Annotated in this window: 30 protein-coding genes; all 30 read left to right on the top strand. The window is 41.6% G+C overall.

Annotation, left to right across the window (positions count from 1 at the left end; translation table 11 throughout):
* Positions 1–29: 29 nt before the first annotated feature.
* The 30 genes from FS628_RS06285 (at position 30) to FS628_RS06155 (ending at position 16,498) form a co-directional block, all read left to right on the top strand.
* A complete protein-coding gene (locus FS628_RS06285; RefSeq protein ID WP_145320082.1) occupies positions 30–494 on the top strand; it encodes an NUDIX domain-containing protein in 465 nt (154 codons plus the stop codon).
* A gap of 43 nt (positions 495–537) precedes the next feature.
* Complete coding sequence (locus tag FS628_RS06280) at positions 538–915, top strand: hypothetical protein (RefSeq protein ID WP_222125184.1); 378 nt, start codon at positions 538–540, stop codon at positions 913–915.
* A gap of 49 nt (positions 916–964) precedes the next feature.
* Entirely contained in the window at positions 965–1,600 is a 636-nt protein-coding gene (locus tag FS628_RS06275; protein ID WP_145320078.1) for a hypothetical protein, read from the top strand.
* Positions 1,601–2,088: 488 nt separating this feature from the next.
* Positions 2,089–2,280, top strand: coding sequence for a hypothetical protein (locus FS628_RS06270; protein WP_145320076.1), 192 nt, complete (start codon positions 2,089–2,091; stop codon positions 2,278–2,280).
* A 102-nt stretch (positions 2,281–2,382) separates the two neighbouring features.
* The gene (locus tag FS628_RS31280; RefSeq protein WP_186327723.1) at positions 2,383–2,541 is read left to right on the top strand and encodes a hypothetical protein; all 159 of its coding nucleotides are present in this window, start codon (positions 2,383–2,385) and stop codon (positions 2,539–2,541) included.
* Between the two features lie 33 nt (positions 2,542–2,574).
* Positions 2,575–3,078 (top strand): DUF4188 domain-containing protein, encoded by a 504-nt coding sequence (locus tag FS628_RS06265; RefSeq protein ID WP_145320074.1) that lies wholly within the window; start codon positions 2,575–2,577, stop codon positions 3,076–3,078.
* Positions 3,079–3,103: 25 nt separating this feature from the next.
* The gene (locus FS628_RS06260; RefSeq protein ID WP_145320071.1) at positions 3,104–3,604 is read left to right on the top strand and encodes a hypothetical protein; all 501 of its coding nucleotides are present in this window, start codon (positions 3,104–3,106) and stop codon (positions 3,602–3,604) included.
* Positions 3,605–3,809: 205 nt separating this feature from the next.
* The gene (locus FS628_RS06255; RefSeq protein ID WP_145320069.1) at positions 3,810–4,256 is read left to right on the top strand and encodes a LytTR family DNA-binding domain-containing protein; all 447 of its coding nucleotides are present in this window, start codon (positions 3,810–3,812) and stop codon (positions 4,254–4,256) included.
* Positions 4,253–4,663 carry a hypothetical protein gene (locus FS628_RS06250; RefSeq protein ID WP_145320067.1) on the top strand — a complete coding sequence of 137 codons (411 nt, stop codon included), beginning with the start codon at positions 4,253–4,255 and terminating at the stop codon, positions 4,661–4,663. Before FS628_RS06255 ends, FS628_RS06250 begins: the two co-directional genes overlap by 4 nt.
* Positions 4,664–4,678: 15 nt before the next feature.
* Positions 4,679–5,077 carry a hypothetical protein gene (locus FS628_RS06245; RefSeq protein ID WP_145320065.1) on the top strand — a complete coding sequence of 133 codons (399 nt, stop codon included), beginning with the start codon at positions 4,679–4,681 and terminating at the stop codon, positions 5,075–5,077.
* Positions 5,078–5,461: 384 nt separating this feature from the next.
* Positions 5,462–5,911 carry a hypothetical protein gene (locus tag FS628_RS06240; protein WP_145320063.1) on the top strand — a complete coding sequence of 150 codons (450 nt, stop codon included), beginning with the start codon at positions 5,462–5,464 and terminating at the stop codon, positions 5,909–5,911.
* Between the two features lie 59 nt (positions 5,912–5,970).
* Positions 5,971–6,810 (top strand): hypothetical protein, encoded by an 840-nt coding sequence (locus tag FS628_RS06235; RefSeq protein WP_145320062.1) that lies wholly within the window; start codon positions 5,971–5,973, stop codon positions 6,808–6,810.
* A 43-nt stretch (positions 6,811–6,853) separates the two neighbouring features.
* Positions 6,854–7,105, top strand: coding sequence for a DUF7660 family protein (locus FS628_RS06230; RefSeq protein WP_145320061.1), 252 nt, complete (start codon positions 6,854–6,856; stop codon positions 7,103–7,105).
* 47 nt (positions 7,106–7,152) lie between these two features.
* Positions 7,153–7,338, top strand: coding sequence for a hypothetical protein (locus tag FS628_RS06225; protein ID WP_145320060.1), 186 nt, complete (start codon positions 7,153–7,155; stop codon positions 7,336–7,338).
* A complete protein-coding gene (locus tag FS628_RS06220; RefSeq protein ID WP_145320058.1) occupies positions 7,335–7,826 on the top strand; it encodes an NUDIX hydrolase in 492 nt (163 codons plus the stop codon). Before FS628_RS06225 ends, FS628_RS06220 begins: the two co-directional genes overlap by 4 nt.
* 7 nt (positions 7,827–7,833) lie before the next feature.
* A complete protein-coding gene (locus FS628_RS06215; RefSeq protein WP_145320056.1) occupies positions 7,834–8,403 on the top strand; it encodes a phosphoglycerate mutase family protein in 570 nt (189 codons plus the stop codon).
* Between the two features lie 20 nt (positions 8,404–8,423).
* A complete protein-coding gene (locus FS628_RS31275) occupies positions 8,424–8,600 on the top strand; it encodes a hypothetical protein (protein ID WP_186327722.1) in 177 nt (58 codons plus the stop codon).
* Between the two features lie 21 nt (positions 8,601–8,621).
* Positions 8,622–9,137 carry a nucleoside deaminase gene (locus FS628_RS06210; RefSeq protein ID WP_145320054.1) on the top strand — a complete coding sequence of 172 codons (516 nt, stop codon included), beginning with the start codon at positions 8,622–8,624 and terminating at the stop codon, positions 9,135–9,137.
* Positions 9,134–9,508, top strand: coding sequence for a hypothetical protein (locus FS628_RS06205; RefSeq protein WP_145320052.1), 375 nt, complete (start codon positions 9,134–9,136; stop codon positions 9,506–9,508). The genes FS628_RS06210 and FS628_RS06205 overlap by 4 nt, the downstream gene beginning before the upstream one ends.
* Positions 9,509–9,549: 41 nt before the next feature.
* Positions 9,550–10,092: a GNAT family N-acetyltransferase gene (locus FS628_RS06200; RefSeq protein ID WP_145320050.1), complete on the top strand. Its 543-nt coding sequence runs from the start codon at positions 9,550–9,552 to the stop codon at positions 10,090–10,092.
* Positions 10,093–10,111: 19 nt separating this feature from the next.
* Entirely contained in the window at positions 10,112–10,777 is a 666-nt protein-coding gene (locus FS628_RS06195) for a Type 1 glutamine amidotransferase-like domain-containing protein (protein WP_145320048.1), read from the top strand.
* Positions 10,770–11,663: a PhzF family phenazine biosynthesis protein gene (locus FS628_RS06190; RefSeq protein ID WP_145320046.1), complete on the top strand. Its 894-nt coding sequence runs from the start codon at positions 10,770–10,772 to the stop codon at positions 11,661–11,663. The genes FS628_RS06195 and FS628_RS06190 overlap by 8 nt, the downstream gene beginning before the upstream one ends.
* 26 nt (positions 11,664–11,689) lie before the next feature.
* Positions 11,690–12,451, top strand: coding sequence for an aminoglycoside adenylyltransferase domain-containing protein (locus FS628_RS06185; protein ID WP_222125183.1), 762 nt, complete (start codon positions 11,690–11,692; stop codon positions 12,449–12,451).
* 4 nt (positions 12,452–12,455) lie between these two features.
* On the top strand, positions 12,456–12,908 hold the full coding sequence (locus FS628_RS06180; RefSeq protein WP_260870935.1) for a GNAT family N-acetyltransferase: 453 nt from the start codon (positions 12,456–12,458) through the stop codon (positions 12,906–12,908).
* 53 nt (positions 12,909–12,961) lie between these two features.
* Positions 12,962–13,801, top strand: coding sequence for a GNAT family N-acetyltransferase (locus FS628_RS06175; protein WP_145320042.1), 840 nt, complete (start codon positions 12,962–12,964; stop codon positions 13,799–13,801).
* Between the two features lie 32 nt (positions 13,802–13,833).
* Positions 13,834–14,424, top strand: a complete 591-nt coding sequence (locus FS628_RS06170; protein ID WP_145320040.1) for an HD domain-containing protein — start codon at positions 13,834–13,836, stop codon at positions 14,422–14,424.
* A 46-nt stretch (positions 14,425–14,470) separates the two neighbouring features.
* Complete coding sequence (locus FS628_RS06165; RefSeq protein ID WP_145320038.1) at positions 14,471–14,926, top strand: NUDIX hydrolase; 456 nt, start codon at positions 14,471–14,473, stop codon at positions 14,924–14,926.
* Positions 14,927–14,943: 17 nt separating this feature from the next.
* Positions 14,944–15,273: an HIT domain-containing protein gene (locus FS628_RS06160; protein WP_145320036.1), complete on the top strand. Its 330-nt coding sequence runs from the start codon at positions 14,944–14,946 to the stop codon at positions 15,271–15,273.
* Positions 15,274–15,450: 177 nt separating this feature from the next.
* Positions 15,451–15,609, top strand: a complete 159-nt coding sequence (locus FS628_RS31270; protein WP_186327778.1) for a hypothetical protein — start codon at positions 15,451–15,453, stop codon at positions 15,607–15,609.
* Positions 15,610–15,718: 109 nt separating this feature from the next.
* Complete coding sequence (locus tag FS628_RS06155) at positions 15,719–16,498, top strand: hypothetical protein (protein WP_145320034.1); 780 nt, start codon at positions 15,719–15,721, stop codon at positions 16,496–16,498.
* Positions 16,499–16,529 lie beyond the last annotated feature (31 nt).

The following is a 16,529-nucleotide window of genomic DNA, read 5'->3' as shown; positions in this document are numbered from 1 at the left end:
AAGCAACCCAACAGAGAGGAGCAAGAGTAATGACTAGTCGTATTGTAGTTACGGGTGGAGCTATTATTCGAGATCATATGGGGAGGGTTCTGCTGCAAAAGAGATCAGATTATGGAGATTGGGGGTTACCCGGTGGAGGTATGGAGCCAGGTGAACGAATTGAAGAAACCATGATTAGAGAAGTGAAAGAGGAAACAGGGCTTGAGGTGAGTTCTTATGAATTGGCCTCCATATACACGGGCGAGAGGATGCACTATACGTATCCGGATGGAAATGAAGTAGTATTTGTAATGTTTTTATTTGACGTTATTGCGGAGTTGGAAGGAAAACTCTGTGATGATCAGGTAACTCTTTTATTTGAAGATGAACAAAAGGAGTCATTACAGCTTGTTTTTAAAAGTCTGGATGAGATTGATATTTCCACAATTAACAATGTGCAGAAGCCTATATTTGTAGACTTGAAGCAAGGAGAGTCTAAATTGCTACGCGAGTGACAGCATTAATAGAATAGCTCAAAATGAATAGAGGTAGATCATGATGAAAAACATGGACTTAATTCAACCTTTTATTCCAGCATTTTCTGTTCAAAATTTGGAGTGGGTTGCTGGGTTGAATCTGTATATAAAACAAGACAAATATTATGAAAATATTTCGATAGCAGATATTACATTTTTAATGAAATTCTCCAATGTTACATATGAATTACTTTTTAGATTCACTAATATTGAAAATTTTCATTATAAGCCTCATGGTGTTCTAGTTCAGATAAGTGGGTTTAATATTAAAGATCTGAAAGACCACGGATATCATCCGATGAAATATTTCGTTGAGGACTACGAGAACGGAATATTAGGATTTTATTGTGAGGATATTGAATTGATACATGTACAAGAGAGTGAGCACTTAGCTTTGTAAATCATAGAACATCATAGTTGAGCCTTTTAATAAAGAAAGGAGTTTGTAAATGCCTTGGCCGATGGTTCATTTTGCAATTGCATCCGAATTGATATCCAAGCCATCCCCTGAGTTGTTACTGGGAAGCCTCGCTCCTGATTCCATTCACGTAAGAACTAATATTCGTACTGAGAAGGCAAAAACCCACCTCATGCCAGAGGCAGGAAGGTTCGCAACAGACGAAGAACTTAAAGGATTTTTTGAGTCCAATAAGAAGTTAGCTTATAGGGATCCCAAATTCATGCAATATTTGTGCGGATACATCGCCCATATCTATACGGATCGCGTGTGGACTTTCGATATTTATCCTGCATATGAAGTCCACCCCAATGGAAGAAGCGTGTATACACAGGATGTCACGAAGCTGGAGTTTATGATTCTACAGAATTGGAACGGGGCCCTTGAATGGTTAAATGAGCTGAACGTGGGAAAAGCATTTGAGATAGGTGGATTACTGGAATCTGAGGTGTATCAGTATAGGGAAGAGAAGCTTGAGTTTTTAGCTAATCCTGACAACGAAACCTTGGGTGAGTTAAATATTTTATCCATGGAAGCTATGGACAAGTTCATACATACAACAGGATTAGCGCTAAAACAATTGTATACAAAATGGAATGTATATAAAGATTTACGCAGCAGTGTGTAAGTAAGGGAGGGATTTACCTGAAGGTATACAGGAAACAAGTCTGCAAAATTGTAGTGAATGAAACACTGTTCTTATATGTTGTGGATGAGCAGGCATACGATATTGTTATTCGGATTTATTCCAATACACATAAATCTACATTTATAGAGTTCGATGTTGCTTGGGAAGATACATGGGATATATTTGTCTATGAACCCGAACTGATATCCAACCTTATTCAATATGCAATAAGACATGGTTGGGACCACCAACAGAAGAATAACAGAATGAAATTCAAAAATGCGACAAGCATCGTAAGAGTTTTAATAGCAGAGAAACAAACATAATACAAGGGGCATGAACACAATCATTGTGTTAAATTTGGTGTATGCCGTTGGTAAGGATATCGGGGCATGGCTTTACCACCTGACTCATTAGAAGATAACTGTAATGAAAGGCATGGTCTTCAGTTAATTCTGCATCATAGAATCGCATAAAGGAGGATGGCTATGGACATCGTTATGACGCTTGAACCATACGGATGGATGGATATTACGATCCAACCTAATCAAGGAGAACAGATTGAGATTCCGGTTTCTTTTTTGTCGGATGCGGTTGATGAGGTGGCACGCCATATCGTTGCATTGCACAGAGGAGCAGCTGAGGTAACCATGACCATGCAGACCGAACCTGGAGAATAACGATTCCGGATCAAGAAACGTTCACAGGTAATCGTTCAATTTATGGTGTATGAGATGAGTGATAACTTTAGCCCAGAAGACGTCACAAAGGGTCGGTTACTCATGTCTGAAGAGCTAACGCTGGTTAAGTTGACCAAGCTGTTTTACAGAGAACTAAGCAAATTGAAGGAAATGGGACCGGAGGAATATCGCAAAAGGTGGAGTTTTGATTTCCCATTGGAAGCCTATGAGCGGATTGGAAGGGTTGTCCAGATCCGTTGAATCCGAATGAATTTGACGAGAAGGAGGAGTGACGTGGCGAACGTACATAAGGGAAGATATTCAGCTCAGATCGAGGGAGAATTTGTTGTTTTTATTATCGGAATGAGGATCAATCGTTTGTGGGCTATACACAAATGGCTGCCTGTCTTTAAGTCCATGGGCCCGATGATCAAAGAACTGTATACGAATCCGGAGACCGGATTTCTGAGTACAGAGTATTTTATAAGCTGGCGCGGGGTGACGCTACTACAATATTGGCGCTCTTACGATGAATTGGAGCAATACGCACGAGGTGGACTGCACTTGGAAGCTTGGAAAAGATTCAACCGCTCCATTGGTTCCGATGGAACTGTGGGGATCTACCATGAAACATACAAAGCTCAGTCAGGTTCCTTCGAGACCATATATGCCAATCTGCCAAAATTCGGATTAGCTAAAGCGTCTGAACATGTGCCAGCGACAGGCAGGATGGAGACATCCAGACGCAGAATGGGCGGAGAGAATGACCCAGCAGTGGAAGCACCAGATAATCCTTGAAGCGCTGAATAGAGAGGAGAATGTTATGAAGGCTAGAGTGCGAGCAGAAGATGTACATTCAAAGCAACTTAGCTGGTTGTGTATTAAACCGATGCTTGTGTCTGTACGGGGCAAAGATATGGCAGCCAAAACAGAGATATACCGACAGTTACACGAAGGGCAACAAGCCTTATTTCTGTTCTATTCCTATCACAATCACACGAAAAGTCTGGCAGAATTTTATTGGTTTTCGGCGTATAACATCATCGAGATCAAGAGTTGGAATGGGATCAAAAAAGGGATGCACTTTTTTCATTTAGATGAGATGGTAACTGTACTGGACCAGATAGAAATTCTCATTACGGACAAAAATAGGGTAGATGATGAGTGGCGTGAGGTGCTGCCAACGGATCTGGAGAAGGACCCAATCCTGCTCCAGAGAACAGAGGCATTATATGCTGCATATCAGACTGTGGCAGAAGCAGCTATAACACACATGAACAAGATGATTCTGCAAAATCAGGAGATGTATCTGGAGGTCGAGTAGGTTAAGGCAGCACCTTGATAAAAAAGAATAGCTCATGCCTTGAATACTCAGGATGAGTACATAGAAGAACTGCTCCTACGGAGTGGTTTTTTTATTGTCTACGTCGTGCCGATGCAACAAACCTGCAAAATCATGCAACAAAACGCAATACAGTGGGATAGTCATAACCATGCTAGTAATATGAGTTGTGAGAGGAGGGCAACACGTGAAAGTCATTTTTGAAGAGAATACAGCAATTGAAAAAAGGATGGTTAAGGTCATAACTCATCCTGAGGAGAGGTCGAAGTGGGATCGTATTGAAAAAGCGATCGGTCAATCGGAAACCCAACTAACGGTCATCCATGCCAAGAACAATCGCAACGTACAGATTCAATTGAGCTCGGTGGTCGCGATTGAGTCAGAGGATCGGATGTGTTGTGTACGTGTGATTACAGGCGAGAGATACCTGCATAACAAACGCTTGAAATTTGTGGAAGAAGACCTGGATGACGTTCATTTTGTGAAAATTAATAATCAAACGATCATCAACACACGGTATATCACCGCATTCTCTGCAACAGACCATGCTCGGATTAAGGTAGATCTGACCGATAGCTCCAGTTACTTTGTCAGTCGATTTTATATTAAAAACTTTAGGGGGAAATTATCATGATGATGCAGCTTAGGCTTTCCTTTTTTCAAGTATTCACCGTTACTTCACTCTGGGTGACCTTGCTATTGACCCTATTCTATAATGATCAACCCATCGAAATGGGCTATTTGTGGAATATTGCCGGCATTTCAGCAATTGCCGCTGTATTATTTGGTGTGATGTACAACGTACTTTGGAACTATTTTACGTTGAAACCGATGTGGAATATTGTTATATCTTCTACCTTTAGCATTACAGGAGGCATGGGGATCGTATGGTTATTCTCCACGGATATGTTCCATTTGATTGCTCCCTGGTTCCCCGGCATGTGGTTGTTATCCATTGTGCTGCACATCATCGCTTTCTATTTTTATGCTAGAATGGATAGCAGGAAAAAAGCGGAAGAGTTAAATAACATTCTCAAGTAGGTAAGGAGAGCAAGTATGAACGAGGAAGAACTGCTGCAGTTGTACGGATTGGAGCCTAATGGCATCCATCGAGAGTCGATCCGTGAACTGCTTCAACTAGAGATTGAGAACCGAAAGTCAGAGGATAACGAGGTTCTGAAACTGTTGTGCATCATGCTGTTCTGTATTGGAAATGTGGAGGACACCGGGCTTATCTGGCAGGCCAAACGAAAGAATCAGGACACGGGCAGTTATATTGATGTGCAGTTATTATGTGGTGCGGGATATGAAGAGACTTTATCCTATCTGGAAGATACGGACGGGGAACAGGCGCATGAGGAGTTGCAGTACCTTAGACAGTGCGAGCCATATGATTTTATTGATTTCTCCAAAGAGGGATGGGTCTCAGATTATAAACAATATTACGGTGTTTGATATATGAGCATACGGCATATGGGGATCTTTTCAACATATGATTACCTTTTTACGGATAATAAAAAAAGCGAGATCCAGATTGAAGCCATCGGTATAACGAACATGATATTTCATAGATAGATAGCTAGATTGATGTTAGACAGTTAAAAAATTTGGATGAAAGTTCAGCTCATATCCACGCGCTTTGCATGATGTACCTCGTGCAGGGCAGCGTGTTTTTTTGTGAGAAGTATTATATAAACAGAGTGCCTTATTCGTTGTTCGCAAATCCCACATTATGGGTTATGATGGATTTGAAAGAAATAGATGGAATCCAGCGTCCAACGCAGCTCATGATTTTGAGAGGTTTGGAAGAGTAGATGAATGCTGATTGGAGGACTGAATATGAAGAAACTAACGTTGTTTTCATTATTGTTTCTACTTCTGGTTGCCTGTCAGAACAAGGAAAACACTGAAAATGTACAGCAATCAATAGCCCAAGAGAAGGAAGACATCCCACCAGAGTATCTCGATGAAACAAACTATACAGGGGACAAACTGGAAATCGTCAAACTTATGAATGCCCGAATGCGTTACTTATACGAAAAGGATGAAAAGGCATATATGAGTTTGATTGATCCTGAATCACCCGTCTCAGGCATGGCAGGTTCTAAAGTTCGAAAAGTCATCTCAATGGGTGAGATCATTATACAAGAGCAAAAAAAGCTCTATCAGGGAGTCGTGACGATTACAGAATTAAGAGAGAATGAAGAGGAAGCTAGCCATATCATGGTGTTTTGGAAAAAGAAAGCGGATGGCGATAACGCGCAATGGATTTTTGCAGACATAGATTAAGAACATCGTCTTAATCATGCTATACACATAATTTTCATGAAAAAAAGGGAGATGTAATGATGGCAAGGCGATTAATACTCATTGAAGGATTGCCAGGTTCGGGCAAGTCGACGACTGCCAAGATGGTATCCAAAATCCTGATAGGACAAGGCAAGAAGGTGCAACTATTCCAGGAAGGAAACCTGGATCACCCTGCAGATTACGAAGGCGTTGCTTTTTATCATGCTGAAGACTTCGAGGCCCTACTAACCACGTATGAAGATTACAGAGAGATTCTGGAAAGTAATGCGATTGCCTATGATCAAGGTGTTCTGATCCCATACGGTAAGATGAAAGAACAACGGGGAATAGAGCTTCCCGATCAGGTGGTGGGGGATATATTTAGCCGAGATATTTACGAAATTTCTTTTGCACAAAATGTTAAACTGATCACCGAGAAGTGGCAGAATTTCACCAAGAACGTGTTAAGCACGAATGATGACTCCATTACGATATTTGAATGTTGTTTTATCCAGAATCCACTGACCATGGGTCTTGTCAAATGTAATCAATCCAAAGAGCAGAACGTGCAGTATGTATTGGGACTGGGGCGTATCATTCATGCTCTGAATCCGCTTCTCATCTATATCGATCAGAAGGATATATCATATACCTTTGATAAGGCGATCAGTGAAAGACCAAAAGAATGGTCAGAGGGCTTCATTAATTATTATACGAATCAGGGCTTTGGGCAAGCGCAGGGTTATCAGGGTGTTCAGGGTACGGTACAGGTTTTGCAGGAAAGAAAGAAGCTGGAGTCCGAAATCTATGGCTTACTTGAGATGGATAAGGTATGGCTGGATAATTCGGATTATGACCTCGAGGCTTGTAGGCGCAAACTAGAAAAGATTCTGGAGTAACCATACGAAGCTAGGCTAATTGAAAGCAGGTGAACAAAACAACATGGAAAAAACGTTATTTGAGCTTGTAAATGAAGTCGAAGATGAAGTGACCTTTATGGCTTTCCTGCAACAATTAAGCAAGGATCGGAAAGATTATGCAGATGAATGGCAAAATGATTCAATAGCGTCATTTTTGGAAGCAGCAGCGGAGTGGGGGCGGGAGTCGGTGGATGGATTACTCCATTACGAGAAGCCGGATAACCCGTGGAAGAGATGTGCTCAGATCATGTATATGGGTAAGATTTATGAGTAACATCAGACAAGATAATGAAATACGAATACATACCGGAGGTTAGTTTTATGACATTTTATGAAGTAGCCCTAATTGCAACAACTGCAAGCTTAATTATTATAGGTGTTCGAAGCAAACGGAAAGTAATTCTTAGATGGGGCATAGCCAGTTTGATTTTATTGCTCGTACTCATCATTCCGTCATTCATCATGGGATTCATGGATGGATTGTCCGATGGATGGTCAGCGAGATGAGTAATTCAGAAAACAAAAATATATCGTATGAGCAGCAAAACAATAAATTCAACTTTCGTGTGGCAGGTATTGTGATAGACAAAGGAAGAGTTCTTTTGCATACGACTGAACAGGACGATTTCTGGAATCTGCCCGGAGGGCGGGTGGAATTGCACGAGACAACAGAAGCGGCTATTGTGCGAGAGATGGCGGAGGAACTGGGTGTTCATGTAGAAGCGCAAAGGCTCGCATATGTTAGTGAAGATTTCTTTGAATATGATGGCCTGAAATATCATGAAGTTGGTTTTTATTATATCATCACATTGCCGGAAGCCCATAAGCTATATAGTGAAATTGAATTCAAAGGTCTAGAAGATAACGGTAAGTTAATTTTCAAATGGTTTTCTTTGGACGAACTAGAGCAGATGGAAGTCTACCCTGTGTTTTTGAAAAAGGAACTGAGTAACCTTCTTGATGCAAAAGGCATCAGACACTTCATTCAGAAATAGAGGGCTTATGAACATTACATTTATTCGTCATGGTCATGGTGAACACTTGATAGATTACCCTAACCGATTAAATTGCCTGCACCCTGGCCTCACTGAATTGGGAAAAAGTCAGGTTATAGCATTGCGTAAACAAGTCGTTTTTGCGCCTGAAGACGTCATTTTGGTTAGTCCAACGAAACGTACGATCGAAACAGCACTCCTTCTAATCCCTAACAAAAATCTTGCATTCTTCAGTCCGCTGGTTGGGCCAAGAATGTTTCCTCAGAATCCGGAGTTTGTTCCTTTCGTCTGCGATCAGATCTATACGAAGGAAGAACTCAGCAATCAGTATACTGACATAAGAATGGTTGAATTGGGATTGGACTGTTGGGAAGAAAGTATTAATCAGATGAATGCACAACGATTCGGGATATTAGCTGAACAGCTTCTTGAATGGTGCAGGAAACAGAGTGGCAATACGTTTATCATTTCACATGACGGTACGATATCGAACTACAGGATTTTACTCGGAGAAAAAGGGTTAACCAAAAGTGATTTTCTTGGTGAAGCAGGACAGTACACGATCAGGAACTTTTAATGATTAAAGGAGATCCCGTCATGACTCATTTTCCTAATGTAGAGACTGAACGATTGTACCTCAGAGAGTTAACCCTAGCAGATCGTCAGGTTGTTTTTGAGCATTTCGCTGAACCAGATGTAACCCGGTTTATGGATATTGAGCCTTGTCGTGACGTAAAAGAAGCAGAAGAAATCTGTTTTGTAAGTGGTCTATAACTGTACTAAGGGGGACTTTCAATGAAGTTATCGGATTATGAATATTTAACTTTGGCTCTGGAAGAAGCAGAACAATCATTTATTGAAGGGACTTATCCGATTGGTGCGATAATTGTGGATGTGGATGGGAATGTCGTGAGTAAAGGCAGAAACCGAGTTTTCTCGGATTGCGACCCCACCGCACATGCAGAGGTGGATGCTATTCGTCAGGCAGGAAAACATTTGCTGGATGTAGACAACAAGAAGAGATTCGCGAAGAAAGACCTGACGCTCTATACTACCTGTGAACCTTGTCCCATGTGTTCGTGCACCATACTAATGTCGGGGATTAAAAAGATTGTATGGGCAGCAGATGATGAAGAATATGGCGGACTTCGACGTTTCAAGGAAGGGCCTCATTTTATCCATATGTTTGACAAGTTATCCTGTGTTGCAGCACCCTTTCTTGATTTGGAAAACAGACAGAGAGCTTTGCTCGCCAAATGGAATATTGGTAGAGGATTGCATGATACAGAGTGGGAGATTCCTAAACAATGAAATCTATTCCGTTTTCCATACTTTTAGCCAGTGTCATTTTGGGTATCTCGTTTATTATTGGCTGTATATTGTTAACGACTCAGGAGAGTAATAGTGAACTGACTCAGGCAGCAGAGCAAAAAGTACCTAATGATAAAGCATTAATGACGATTCAAGAAACTGCCGAGTATCTGAGTATGACTGAAGAACAGGTGATGAGTATTATTAAGGCTGAACAAGGGAGTTTTACGGTGTCAGGTTTCTTTGATGGGAGAATGTTTCCGTTCATTAAGGTTCAGGATAAATTTTTTGTTAGTAGAGTGGAGTTGGATTTGTGGGTTCAGGAAGCATCTGCAAGTCACAGAAGATATATTAATGGGCAAATGCAGTAGTTTATGGGAACGATGGCATAATCCAAAGGAGATGAATCCACATGGAATTCGTGGGACAGAAAATTAAAATAACAACAGTCACAGAGCAAGACCTCGACTTCATATGTCAACTTGAATGTGACACAAGCATATGGAGCTTTGAGGAAACTGTTGAGACGGATGAGGAGAAGGTTCGCGAGAAATATCGGAGTCATTTTGCTGTTGCAGATGAGAAAACGTATGCCTATGATTTCGTTATACGCCGCTTGAGCGATCCGGAAAATACACCGATTGGTATCGTTCAAATGTGGAGTTATGTGGATTACCGAAAAAGCTGGGAACTTGGATTCGCAGTACTTTCCGAATATGCAGGGAGAGGATACGGGAGTGAAGCCACCCGACTTTTATTACAATTTGCGTTTCAAGAATTACAAGCTCATAAGGTCGTCGGCATGTGCAATTCACAAAACGTTCGCTCAGCCGGACTGATGCAGCATGTGGGTATGACACGGGAGGCTGTCTTCAGTGAAGAACTATGGTGGAACAACCAGTGGATAGACCAGTATTTTTTCTCGATTTTGGATAAAGAGTTTAAGCTAGTCTGACATATACGGAGGAAATAAGATGACTACGTTGGTTCTGCTAAGTGATTTGGTTTTCCAATCTAACGAAAAATTAGATCAGAGAATACGAAGCTTATTCGACCGTGACCAGCCTTCAATTGGATATGTACCTTCGTGTTCCGACCCGAATCGTAAGTATTTTGAACATACCCGACTCTACTATAATCAACTAGGAATAGATACAATTCAATATTATGATCTCGATATGGAGTATGAGGAGAGTAAGTTTGGTTCTATTTTCGAATGTGATGCGATTCATCTATCCGGAGGAAATACGTTTTATTTTCTAAGTATATTACAGAAGAGAAATGTGCTTGATCTGCTACGTTCCTATGTGAAGAGTGGCGGCATTCTCATCGGGGTCAGCGCAGGTAGTATTCTGACGACACCTACGATAGATATAGCCGGGTATGGGGAAGATGCAGATGAAAACGAAGTGGGTTTGAATGATATGAAAGCATTGGGGCTTGTTGAATTTGAGTTTGCACCGCACTGGGATGGTTTGGAAGACACCCTGAATTCATTAAGAGAATACACGCTCGTTAACAGTAAGGCGGTCTATGCGTGCCAAGATGGTGGCGGGATTGTAATTGACGGTGAAAGTGTAGAGTTATATGGAAATGTGCATCTCGTAGATTACAAAGAAAGTGGGCCTTTTGATGAGTGATATTACGGTATATCATTATGATGCTTTCTCTACAGTTCCCGGCCAAGGTAACCCGGCAGGAGTGGTTTTTAATGCTGATCATTTCAGTGAGACGGCGATGCAGCAGATCGCTTATCAAGTTGGATTTAATGAGACGGTATTTGTGTTGAACTCTGAAATAGCTGACGTCAGATTACGTTATTTTACGCCAGGACACGAGATTAATCTGTGTGGTCATGCCACAATGGCATCACTGTATGGTTTGAAGACACGTGGTATGTTGGGTGACAAAGAGTTAATCGCGATTGAAACCAATGTAGGCGTATTACCTATTCAATTTGAGCGAAATGGCGACACCATTTACATGGAGATGAAGCAAGATCAGCCGCGGTTTAACCCGTTCCAGGGTGATATCGAGAAGCTGCTAAGTACAATAAACTTAACTCTGGATGATGTGGATCTCTCTATTCCGATCGTTTATGGAAGCACAGGAACCTGGACGCTATTAATACCAATCCGTGAACTGAACTCTTTTGTTGAAATGAAACCGGATTCTTCCCTATTCCCTGGTGTTTTGCTTGAGAATCCTAAAGCTTCGCTACATCCCTTTTGTTTTGAAACCCGTGATACCAATGCGATGATGCATGCTAGACATTTCTCCTCACCATATTCAGGTACTACGGAAGATCCAGTGACTGGAACAGCTTCGGGGGTGATGGGTGCATATTATTTAACCTATGTGAAACCGGAGATGGATGAGGTACAGTTTGTGGTAGAACAAGGGCATGAGATTGGAAGAGATGGAAAAGTTCAAGTGAGTGTGATTCGGGATGGTGAGGATATGGATGTCAGAATTAAGGGGACAGCTGTTTTTGTGCGTGAAATGAACGTTGCATTGGCGACCTGATCTTCTACATAAAGGAGAGACTCTTGTTGAATGAAAAAACTGTTTTAGATAGCGTTACTCGTATGTTGAAAGAAGAGTTAACGGATGCCTTGGTGGGAATCTATTTACACGGTTCTATGGCCATGGGATGCTTTCATCCGAATCAGAGCGATATCGATATATTGGTCGTTAGCCGGGAAAAGCGATCTGCCGATACCTATCGAAGGATTGCAAAAAAGCTAATGCATATTGAAGATGAGATGCACATTACGAAAGGCTTTGAACTCAGTATTGTACTGGAATCTACGATTGTTGCCATGGCATACCCTACTCCTTTCGAATTTCATTACTCTGCGTATCATCGGGAGAAATATCGAACGGATGAGCAATATCTATGTGGTGGATATGAAGATCCGGATCTGGTAGCACACATGGCGGTCATCTATGATCGAGGTATTGTGCTGGATGGTAAACCAATTAAGGACCTGTTCCAACCGGAAAATCGTGAACATATGATTGCCTCAATTACATCGGATACGAGTTCAGCTATAGACGAAATTGTGGACAACCCAGTCTACTATGTATTGAATCTGTCCCGGGTTCTCTTGTATGTGAAAGATTCAGTCATTCACTCCAAGCGAGAAGCAGGAGCATGGGCGCTCACAGAGCTACCCGCTAAATACACGGACGTCATCTCACAATGTCTTGCAAAGTACAATGGTGAACTGGAGAATGTGAATTTGAGTGAAGCATTACTTCTGGATTATGCGGAATATATGTTGAATCAGATCCAAGTGAAGGGAGAATAACATTTTGCAAATTATTGATATTCGGCAGAAGCCGGACGTGCTGCAAGAAGCAGTACAGTATTTCTGGAAACAATGGGGCTCAGAATCAAGCTTCCATTTCTATCGGGATTGTATAGAGCGTTCTGTGGATACAGAGAGTGATGTGCCAAGATTTTATGTGATGCTGGACGGAGACCGAATTATCGGTGGGTACGCTTTGTTGCGAAGCGATCTGAATAGCAGGCAGGATCTCTTTCCCTGGTTTGCATGTCTTCATGTTGATCCAGAATATCGGGGCCAGAATCTAGGTGGACAACTTCAGACCCATGCGATGAATGAGGTGAAAGCGAAAGGGTATGACAAGCTGTACCTATGTACTGATCTGAACGATTATTATGAAAAAAGTAATTGGACTTATATCGGTAAAGGATACCTGCTTGATGATGAAGAGACGAGAATATATGAATATAAGATTTGATTGAGATCATCCATGCTGTAGGGCTCTGTCTCGAATTTGGGAGGAATGAACCAATGATAACCGAGATTGATAAACATGACTTCCACAAAGTAAAGCATCTCACGGATTCGTGTCAGAATATTGAAGTTAAGGCTGTGGTATCTGGCTTGAATCCGGGACGGATCTATGTGGATGATGCAGAGAATATCACAGCAGCTCTAATTTGGGTACATGGACAATCTGGTTTTCAGTTGATCGGAGACTCTCGAAGTGGCCCCTTTCTGAATGAATTGAAAGAGTTCATGCATGAACGTATTGAACCTGAATTATTGAGCTTACATATTCATGCTGTTGAGATTGGTGTGGTGGACGATGCCTGGGAAGATGTTCTTCAGCATATCTCCGGGAGAAGAGAGATCTCCAGTGATATTCAGCATGTATTCCAATTGAATCCAGATCCTATAAATCATCAAGTACCTATCGACATATGTGCTTTTCAGGACGAGGAAGTCAGAATTCTCAGAATAGATCAAGTGCTATCAGGAGAGAAAAGGTATAACAATTCCACTTTTCTGAAAGATAAAATCTCTCACTTTTGGACGACAATAGATGATTTTTTACAACATGGCTTTGGCTACATTGCAGTGCATAACGATGAAATCACGAGTGTTTGCTTTTCGGCATTTATTGCAGATCAGACACATGCGGTTGATATTGAAACGGTTGAAGTCTACAGAAGAAGAAATTATGGTGGGATGGTGGCAAAAGCGTTTGTAGAAGAATGCAGTCGTGTAGACGTACATCCATATTGGGATTGTTCTCCGGACAATGCAGGCTCAATTCGTCTGGCACAGAGTGTGGGAATGTCACTGGACTTTAACTATAAAGTCTACTGGTATGACCTCTCTATATAGATTGGGTATCGGATATGAAGGAGGATGTACTGTTGAACGACTCATTACAGGATCAGATTCACTTTCTCATTGAAATTGATAAACTAAAAACGATTGAACGGAGAACAAGAATCATCCATGGGGATAGACTTGAAAATGATGCGGAGCATTCCTGGCATCTGGCGATGATGGCTTTGGTTCTACAGAGTCACGCCAACAAGGATGTGGATATCCTCAAAGTCATTAAGATGCTTCTTGTTCATGATCTGGTCGAGATTGATGCCGGAGATACATTCGCTTACGATACGGTGGGACACACGGATAAATATGATCGTGAAATCAAAGCGGCTCATCGGCTGTTTGGTATGTTGCCTAAGGAACAGGCTGAAGAACTACTCCAATTATGGTTGGAGTTTGAATCAAAGCAGACGCCTGAAGCACAATTTGCTTCATCTCTCGACCGGTTGCAGCCTCTAATCCACAATCATCAGAATGAGGGAGATACATGGCAGAAATATAACATTACAAGTGATCAGGTATTAAACAGAAACCGTGAGATTGCGAACGGTTCCGAAACATTGTGGGAGTATGCGCAGCAACTTATTCAGAAATCTGTGGACCAGGGAATCTTGACCAAATCATAAAGATACGTTTTAACGTACGTACTTTGAAGATGGGGGAGAAGCATGTATGGGATATATCATGGAGCTAAGAAAACTGGTGGGCCCGCGTCCTCTAATTATGGCGGGCTCATGTGTACTCGTGTTCAATGAGGAAGGTCACCTGCTGCTGCAAAAACGTACAGATAGCTTGGATTGGGGGACACTTGGGGGATCAATGGAACCCGGGGAGTCGCTGGAGGAAGCAGCTGCGCGGGAATTGTATGAAGAAGCCGGACTGAGAGCGGAATCGTACAAACTCATTAGCGTTTTTTCTGGTGAGGACATGTACTATCAGTATCCACACGGTGATGAAGTTTACAACGTCATGGCTGTTTATGAAGCTGCAGGCATCAAGGGTAGCCCAACCATTATGGATGATGAAGGGCTAGAACTCCGATATTTTGATCTGAATCAGCCAATCCCTGAGATCAATCCGTTTACGGAATATGTGTTGAAGAAGGCGGGGTACATCAGAACTCACTAGTAAGAGGAGGGTATGTTATGACGCAGGACTTCTATTGTGATGAGGTGCTGAGTGGTAAAACGCAAGTCAACGTTGTCATGGAAACAAATAACGTTATGGCTTATCATCACACTAGGCCTTACTACACGCATCACATCGTGGTGATTCCCAAGATTCATATCCAATCCTTCATTTCAGAAGAAGAAGAGAATAATGATGAGCTACTCTTAGAAATGATGCAGGTCATTAAAAAAGTAGCTGCTGACTTGTTAGCTCAGACAGGCTCATCGAAGATTGTAACTAACTTGGGCAACTATCAAGACTCGAAGCATCAACATTGGCATATAGTCAGTGGTGAACGAACTTAGGAAACTGTATACCGGATTATAAATCTTCCACCTTTCTCGTACGGGTGTGGAAGATTTTTCGTTTTTCGACCAATAAGCACGCTAAATCATCCTTACATCTACCAGAAAAGTTAATTGAGGAAAAATATGCTAGAATAGGGAGTGATAATTTAAAAGGTTCAATTAGGAGGAATAATGATGATGTTTGGTTCTATCATTACAATATTAGCAATGTTGATTAATGTATTGTTATATGGACTGGGTGTGTATGCGCTGATCCTGTTTATTAAGTTAGCTCAACGTGGGATTCAGGCACTGGATATCTACCTGTATGAGAAACGCGGAGAGCGATTCTAACGTTCACCATCTCATACTCGAACAGAATTATCATTTTTCTCTCAGTGTTTTATCTTTACTGTTCTAGTATGATTAACGTATCATTCCCAGTAAAGAGAGGGTTAATAACATGGAAGCTTTTTTAGAGCAAATTAACGAGTTAAACGAGCTTCAGAAAGATTTGGTAAGCATACATCCTTTATTTGCAGAACATTATCCAGTGGTTGTAGCCTATGAGGCTTTATTATATATCTATGATTATTCGTCCAAAACACAGCAATATGAGTGGGTGAAGACGGTTCCGGATGATTTATATATTCCAGATGAATGCCTTGCTGCGATGCCTGTGCATCATATGGATGGACGAATGTGCGCGATTGTAACGGATGCAGCTTTTAAAGATCTGGAGCAGAAAGTCTATCTATTCCACGAATATGTTCATTGTTATGTATATGAGAAATATGATGAACGGATCGTGAACCGTCTCCAGATTAAGCATAAAATGGACCAACTGAAGCGTGTAACATGGGAACTGGATTATGAGTTTCCGTATGAAGATGAAATCGTTGTGGAGCGGATTAACTCATTGTTGTCTGCGTTGAAGAGTAAAGACCTAACGAAAGTGCAGAGAGCTAGAAGGGCACTGTTCAGTTCATTAAATGAAGAGCAAGCCGAGTACTGGAGCTGGCTGGAGTGGAACGAAGGTTTCGCAAGGTATGTTGAGAATTTGATTCGGGCAAAATTTGGACAGGAAAGCAATCATTTTGGAGATACAGCTCCGTTTAATCGTCTGGTATTCTATGAATGTGGGTCGGAATATATTAGTCTGCTCGCACAGGAACAGCCGGAGTACCATACGGATCTGGAGCAGCTGTTTGACCGGATGCAATTGGAGAGAATCAAGGGTTAATCACTTTTTCCTAAGTATAGTAGAATATTCC

Origin of the sequence: Paenibacillus xylanexedens (assembly GCF_007676705.1) — a bacterium.
In the GTDB taxonomy this organism is placed as follows: domain Bacteria; phylum Bacillota; class Bacilli; order Paenibacillales; family Paenibacillaceae; genus Paenibacillus; species Paenibacillus xylanexedens_C.
The sequence above is the reverse complement of the archived record's forward strand: the minus strand, read 5'-3'. Positions and strand labels throughout refer to the sequence as shown.

Excerpts from the sequence above, each read along its gene's own strand:
- FS628_RS06285 (WP_145320082.1), top strand. The coding sequence starts at position 30 with ATGACTAGTCGTATTGTAGTTACGGGTGGAGCTATTATTCGAGATCAT.
- FS628_RS06280 (WP_222125184.1), top strand. The coding sequence starts at position 538 with ATGAAAAACATGGACTTAATTCAACCTTTTATTCCAGCATTTTCTGTT.
- FS628_RS06275 (WP_145320078.1), top strand. The coding sequence starts at position 965 with ATGCCTTGGCCGATGGTTCATTTTGCAATTGCATCCGAATTGATATCC.
- FS628_RS06270 (WP_145320076.1), top strand. The coding sequence starts at position 2,089 with ATGGACATCGTTATGACGCTTGAACCATACGGATGGATGGATATTACG.
- FS628_RS31280 (WP_186327723.1), top strand. The coding sequence starts at position 2,383 with ATGTCTGAAGAGCTAACGCTGGTTAAGTTGACCAAGCTGTTTTACAGA.
- FS628_RS06260 (WP_145320071.1), top strand. The coding sequence starts at position 3,104 with ATGAAGGCTAGAGTGCGAGCAGAAGATGTACATTCAAAGCAACTTAGC.
- FS628_RS06250 (WP_145320067.1), top strand. The coding sequence starts at position 4,253 with ATGATGATGCAGCTTAGGCTTTCCTTTTTTCAAGTATTCACCGTTACT.
- FS628_RS06245 (WP_145320065.1), top strand. The coding sequence starts at position 4,679 with ATGAACGAGGAAGAACTGCTGCAGTTGTACGGATTGGAGCCTAATGGC.
- FS628_RS06240 (WP_145320063.1), top strand. The coding sequence starts at position 5,462 with ATGAAGAAACTAACGTTGTTTTCATTATTGTTTCTACTTCTGGTTGCC.
- FS628_RS06235 (WP_145320062.1), top strand. The coding sequence starts at position 5,971 with ATGGCAAGGCGATTAATACTCATTGAAGGATTGCCAGGTTCGGGCAAG.
- FS628_RS06230 (WP_145320061.1), top strand. The coding sequence starts at position 6,854 with ATGGAAAAAACGTTATTTGAGCTTGTAAATGAAGTCGAAGATGAAGTG.
- FS628_RS06225 (WP_145320060.1), top strand. The coding sequence starts at position 7,153 with ATGACATTTTATGAAGTAGCCCTAATTGCAACAACTGCAAGCTTAATT.
- FS628_RS06220 (WP_145320058.1), top strand. The coding sequence starts at position 7,335 with ATGAGTAATTCAGAAAACAAAAATATATCGTATGAGCAGCAAAACAAT.
- FS628_RS06215 (WP_145320056.1), top strand. The coding sequence starts at position 7,834 with ATGAACATTACATTTATTCGTCATGGTCATGGTGAACACTTGATAGAT.
- FS628_RS31275 (WP_186327722.1), top strand. The coding sequence starts at position 8,424 with ATGACTCATTTTCCTAATGTAGAGACTGAACGATTGTACCTCAGAGAG.
- FS628_RS06210 (WP_145320054.1), top strand. The coding sequence starts at position 8,622 with ATGAAGTTATCGGATTATGAATATTTAACTTTGGCTCTGGAAGAAGCA.
- FS628_RS06205 (WP_145320052.1), top strand. The coding sequence starts at position 9,134 with ATGAAATCTATTCCGTTTTCCATACTTTTAGCCAGTGTCATTTTGGGT.
- FS628_RS06200 (WP_145320050.1), top strand. The coding sequence starts at position 9,550 with ATGGAATTCGTGGGACAGAAAATTAAAATAACAACAGTCACAGAGCAA.
- FS628_RS06195 (WP_145320048.1), top strand. The coding sequence starts at position 10,112 with ATGACTACGTTGGTTCTGCTAAGTGATTTGGTTTTCCAATCTAACGAA.
- FS628_RS06190 (WP_145320046.1), top strand. The coding sequence starts at position 10,770 with ATGAGTGATATTACGGTATATCATTATGATGCTTTCTCTACAGTTCCC.
- FS628_RS06175 (WP_145320042.1), top strand. The coding sequence starts at position 12,962 with ATGATAACCGAGATTGATAAACATGACTTCCACAAAGTAAAGCATCTC.
- FS628_RS06165 (WP_145320038.1), top strand. The coding sequence starts at position 14,471 with ATGGGATATATCATGGAGCTAAGAAAACTGGTGGGCCCGCGTCCTCTA.
- FS628_RS06160 (WP_145320036.1), top strand. The coding sequence starts at position 14,944 with ATGACGCAGGACTTCTATTGTGATGAGGTGCTGAGTGGTAAAACGCAA.
- FS628_RS31270 (WP_186327778.1), top strand. The coding sequence starts at position 15,451 with ATGATGTTTGGTTCTATCATTACAATATTAGCAATGTTGATTAATGTA.
- FS628_RS06155 (WP_145320034.1), top strand. The coding sequence starts at position 15,719 with ATGGAAGCTTTTTTAGAGCAAATTAACGAGTTAAACGAGCTTCAGAAA.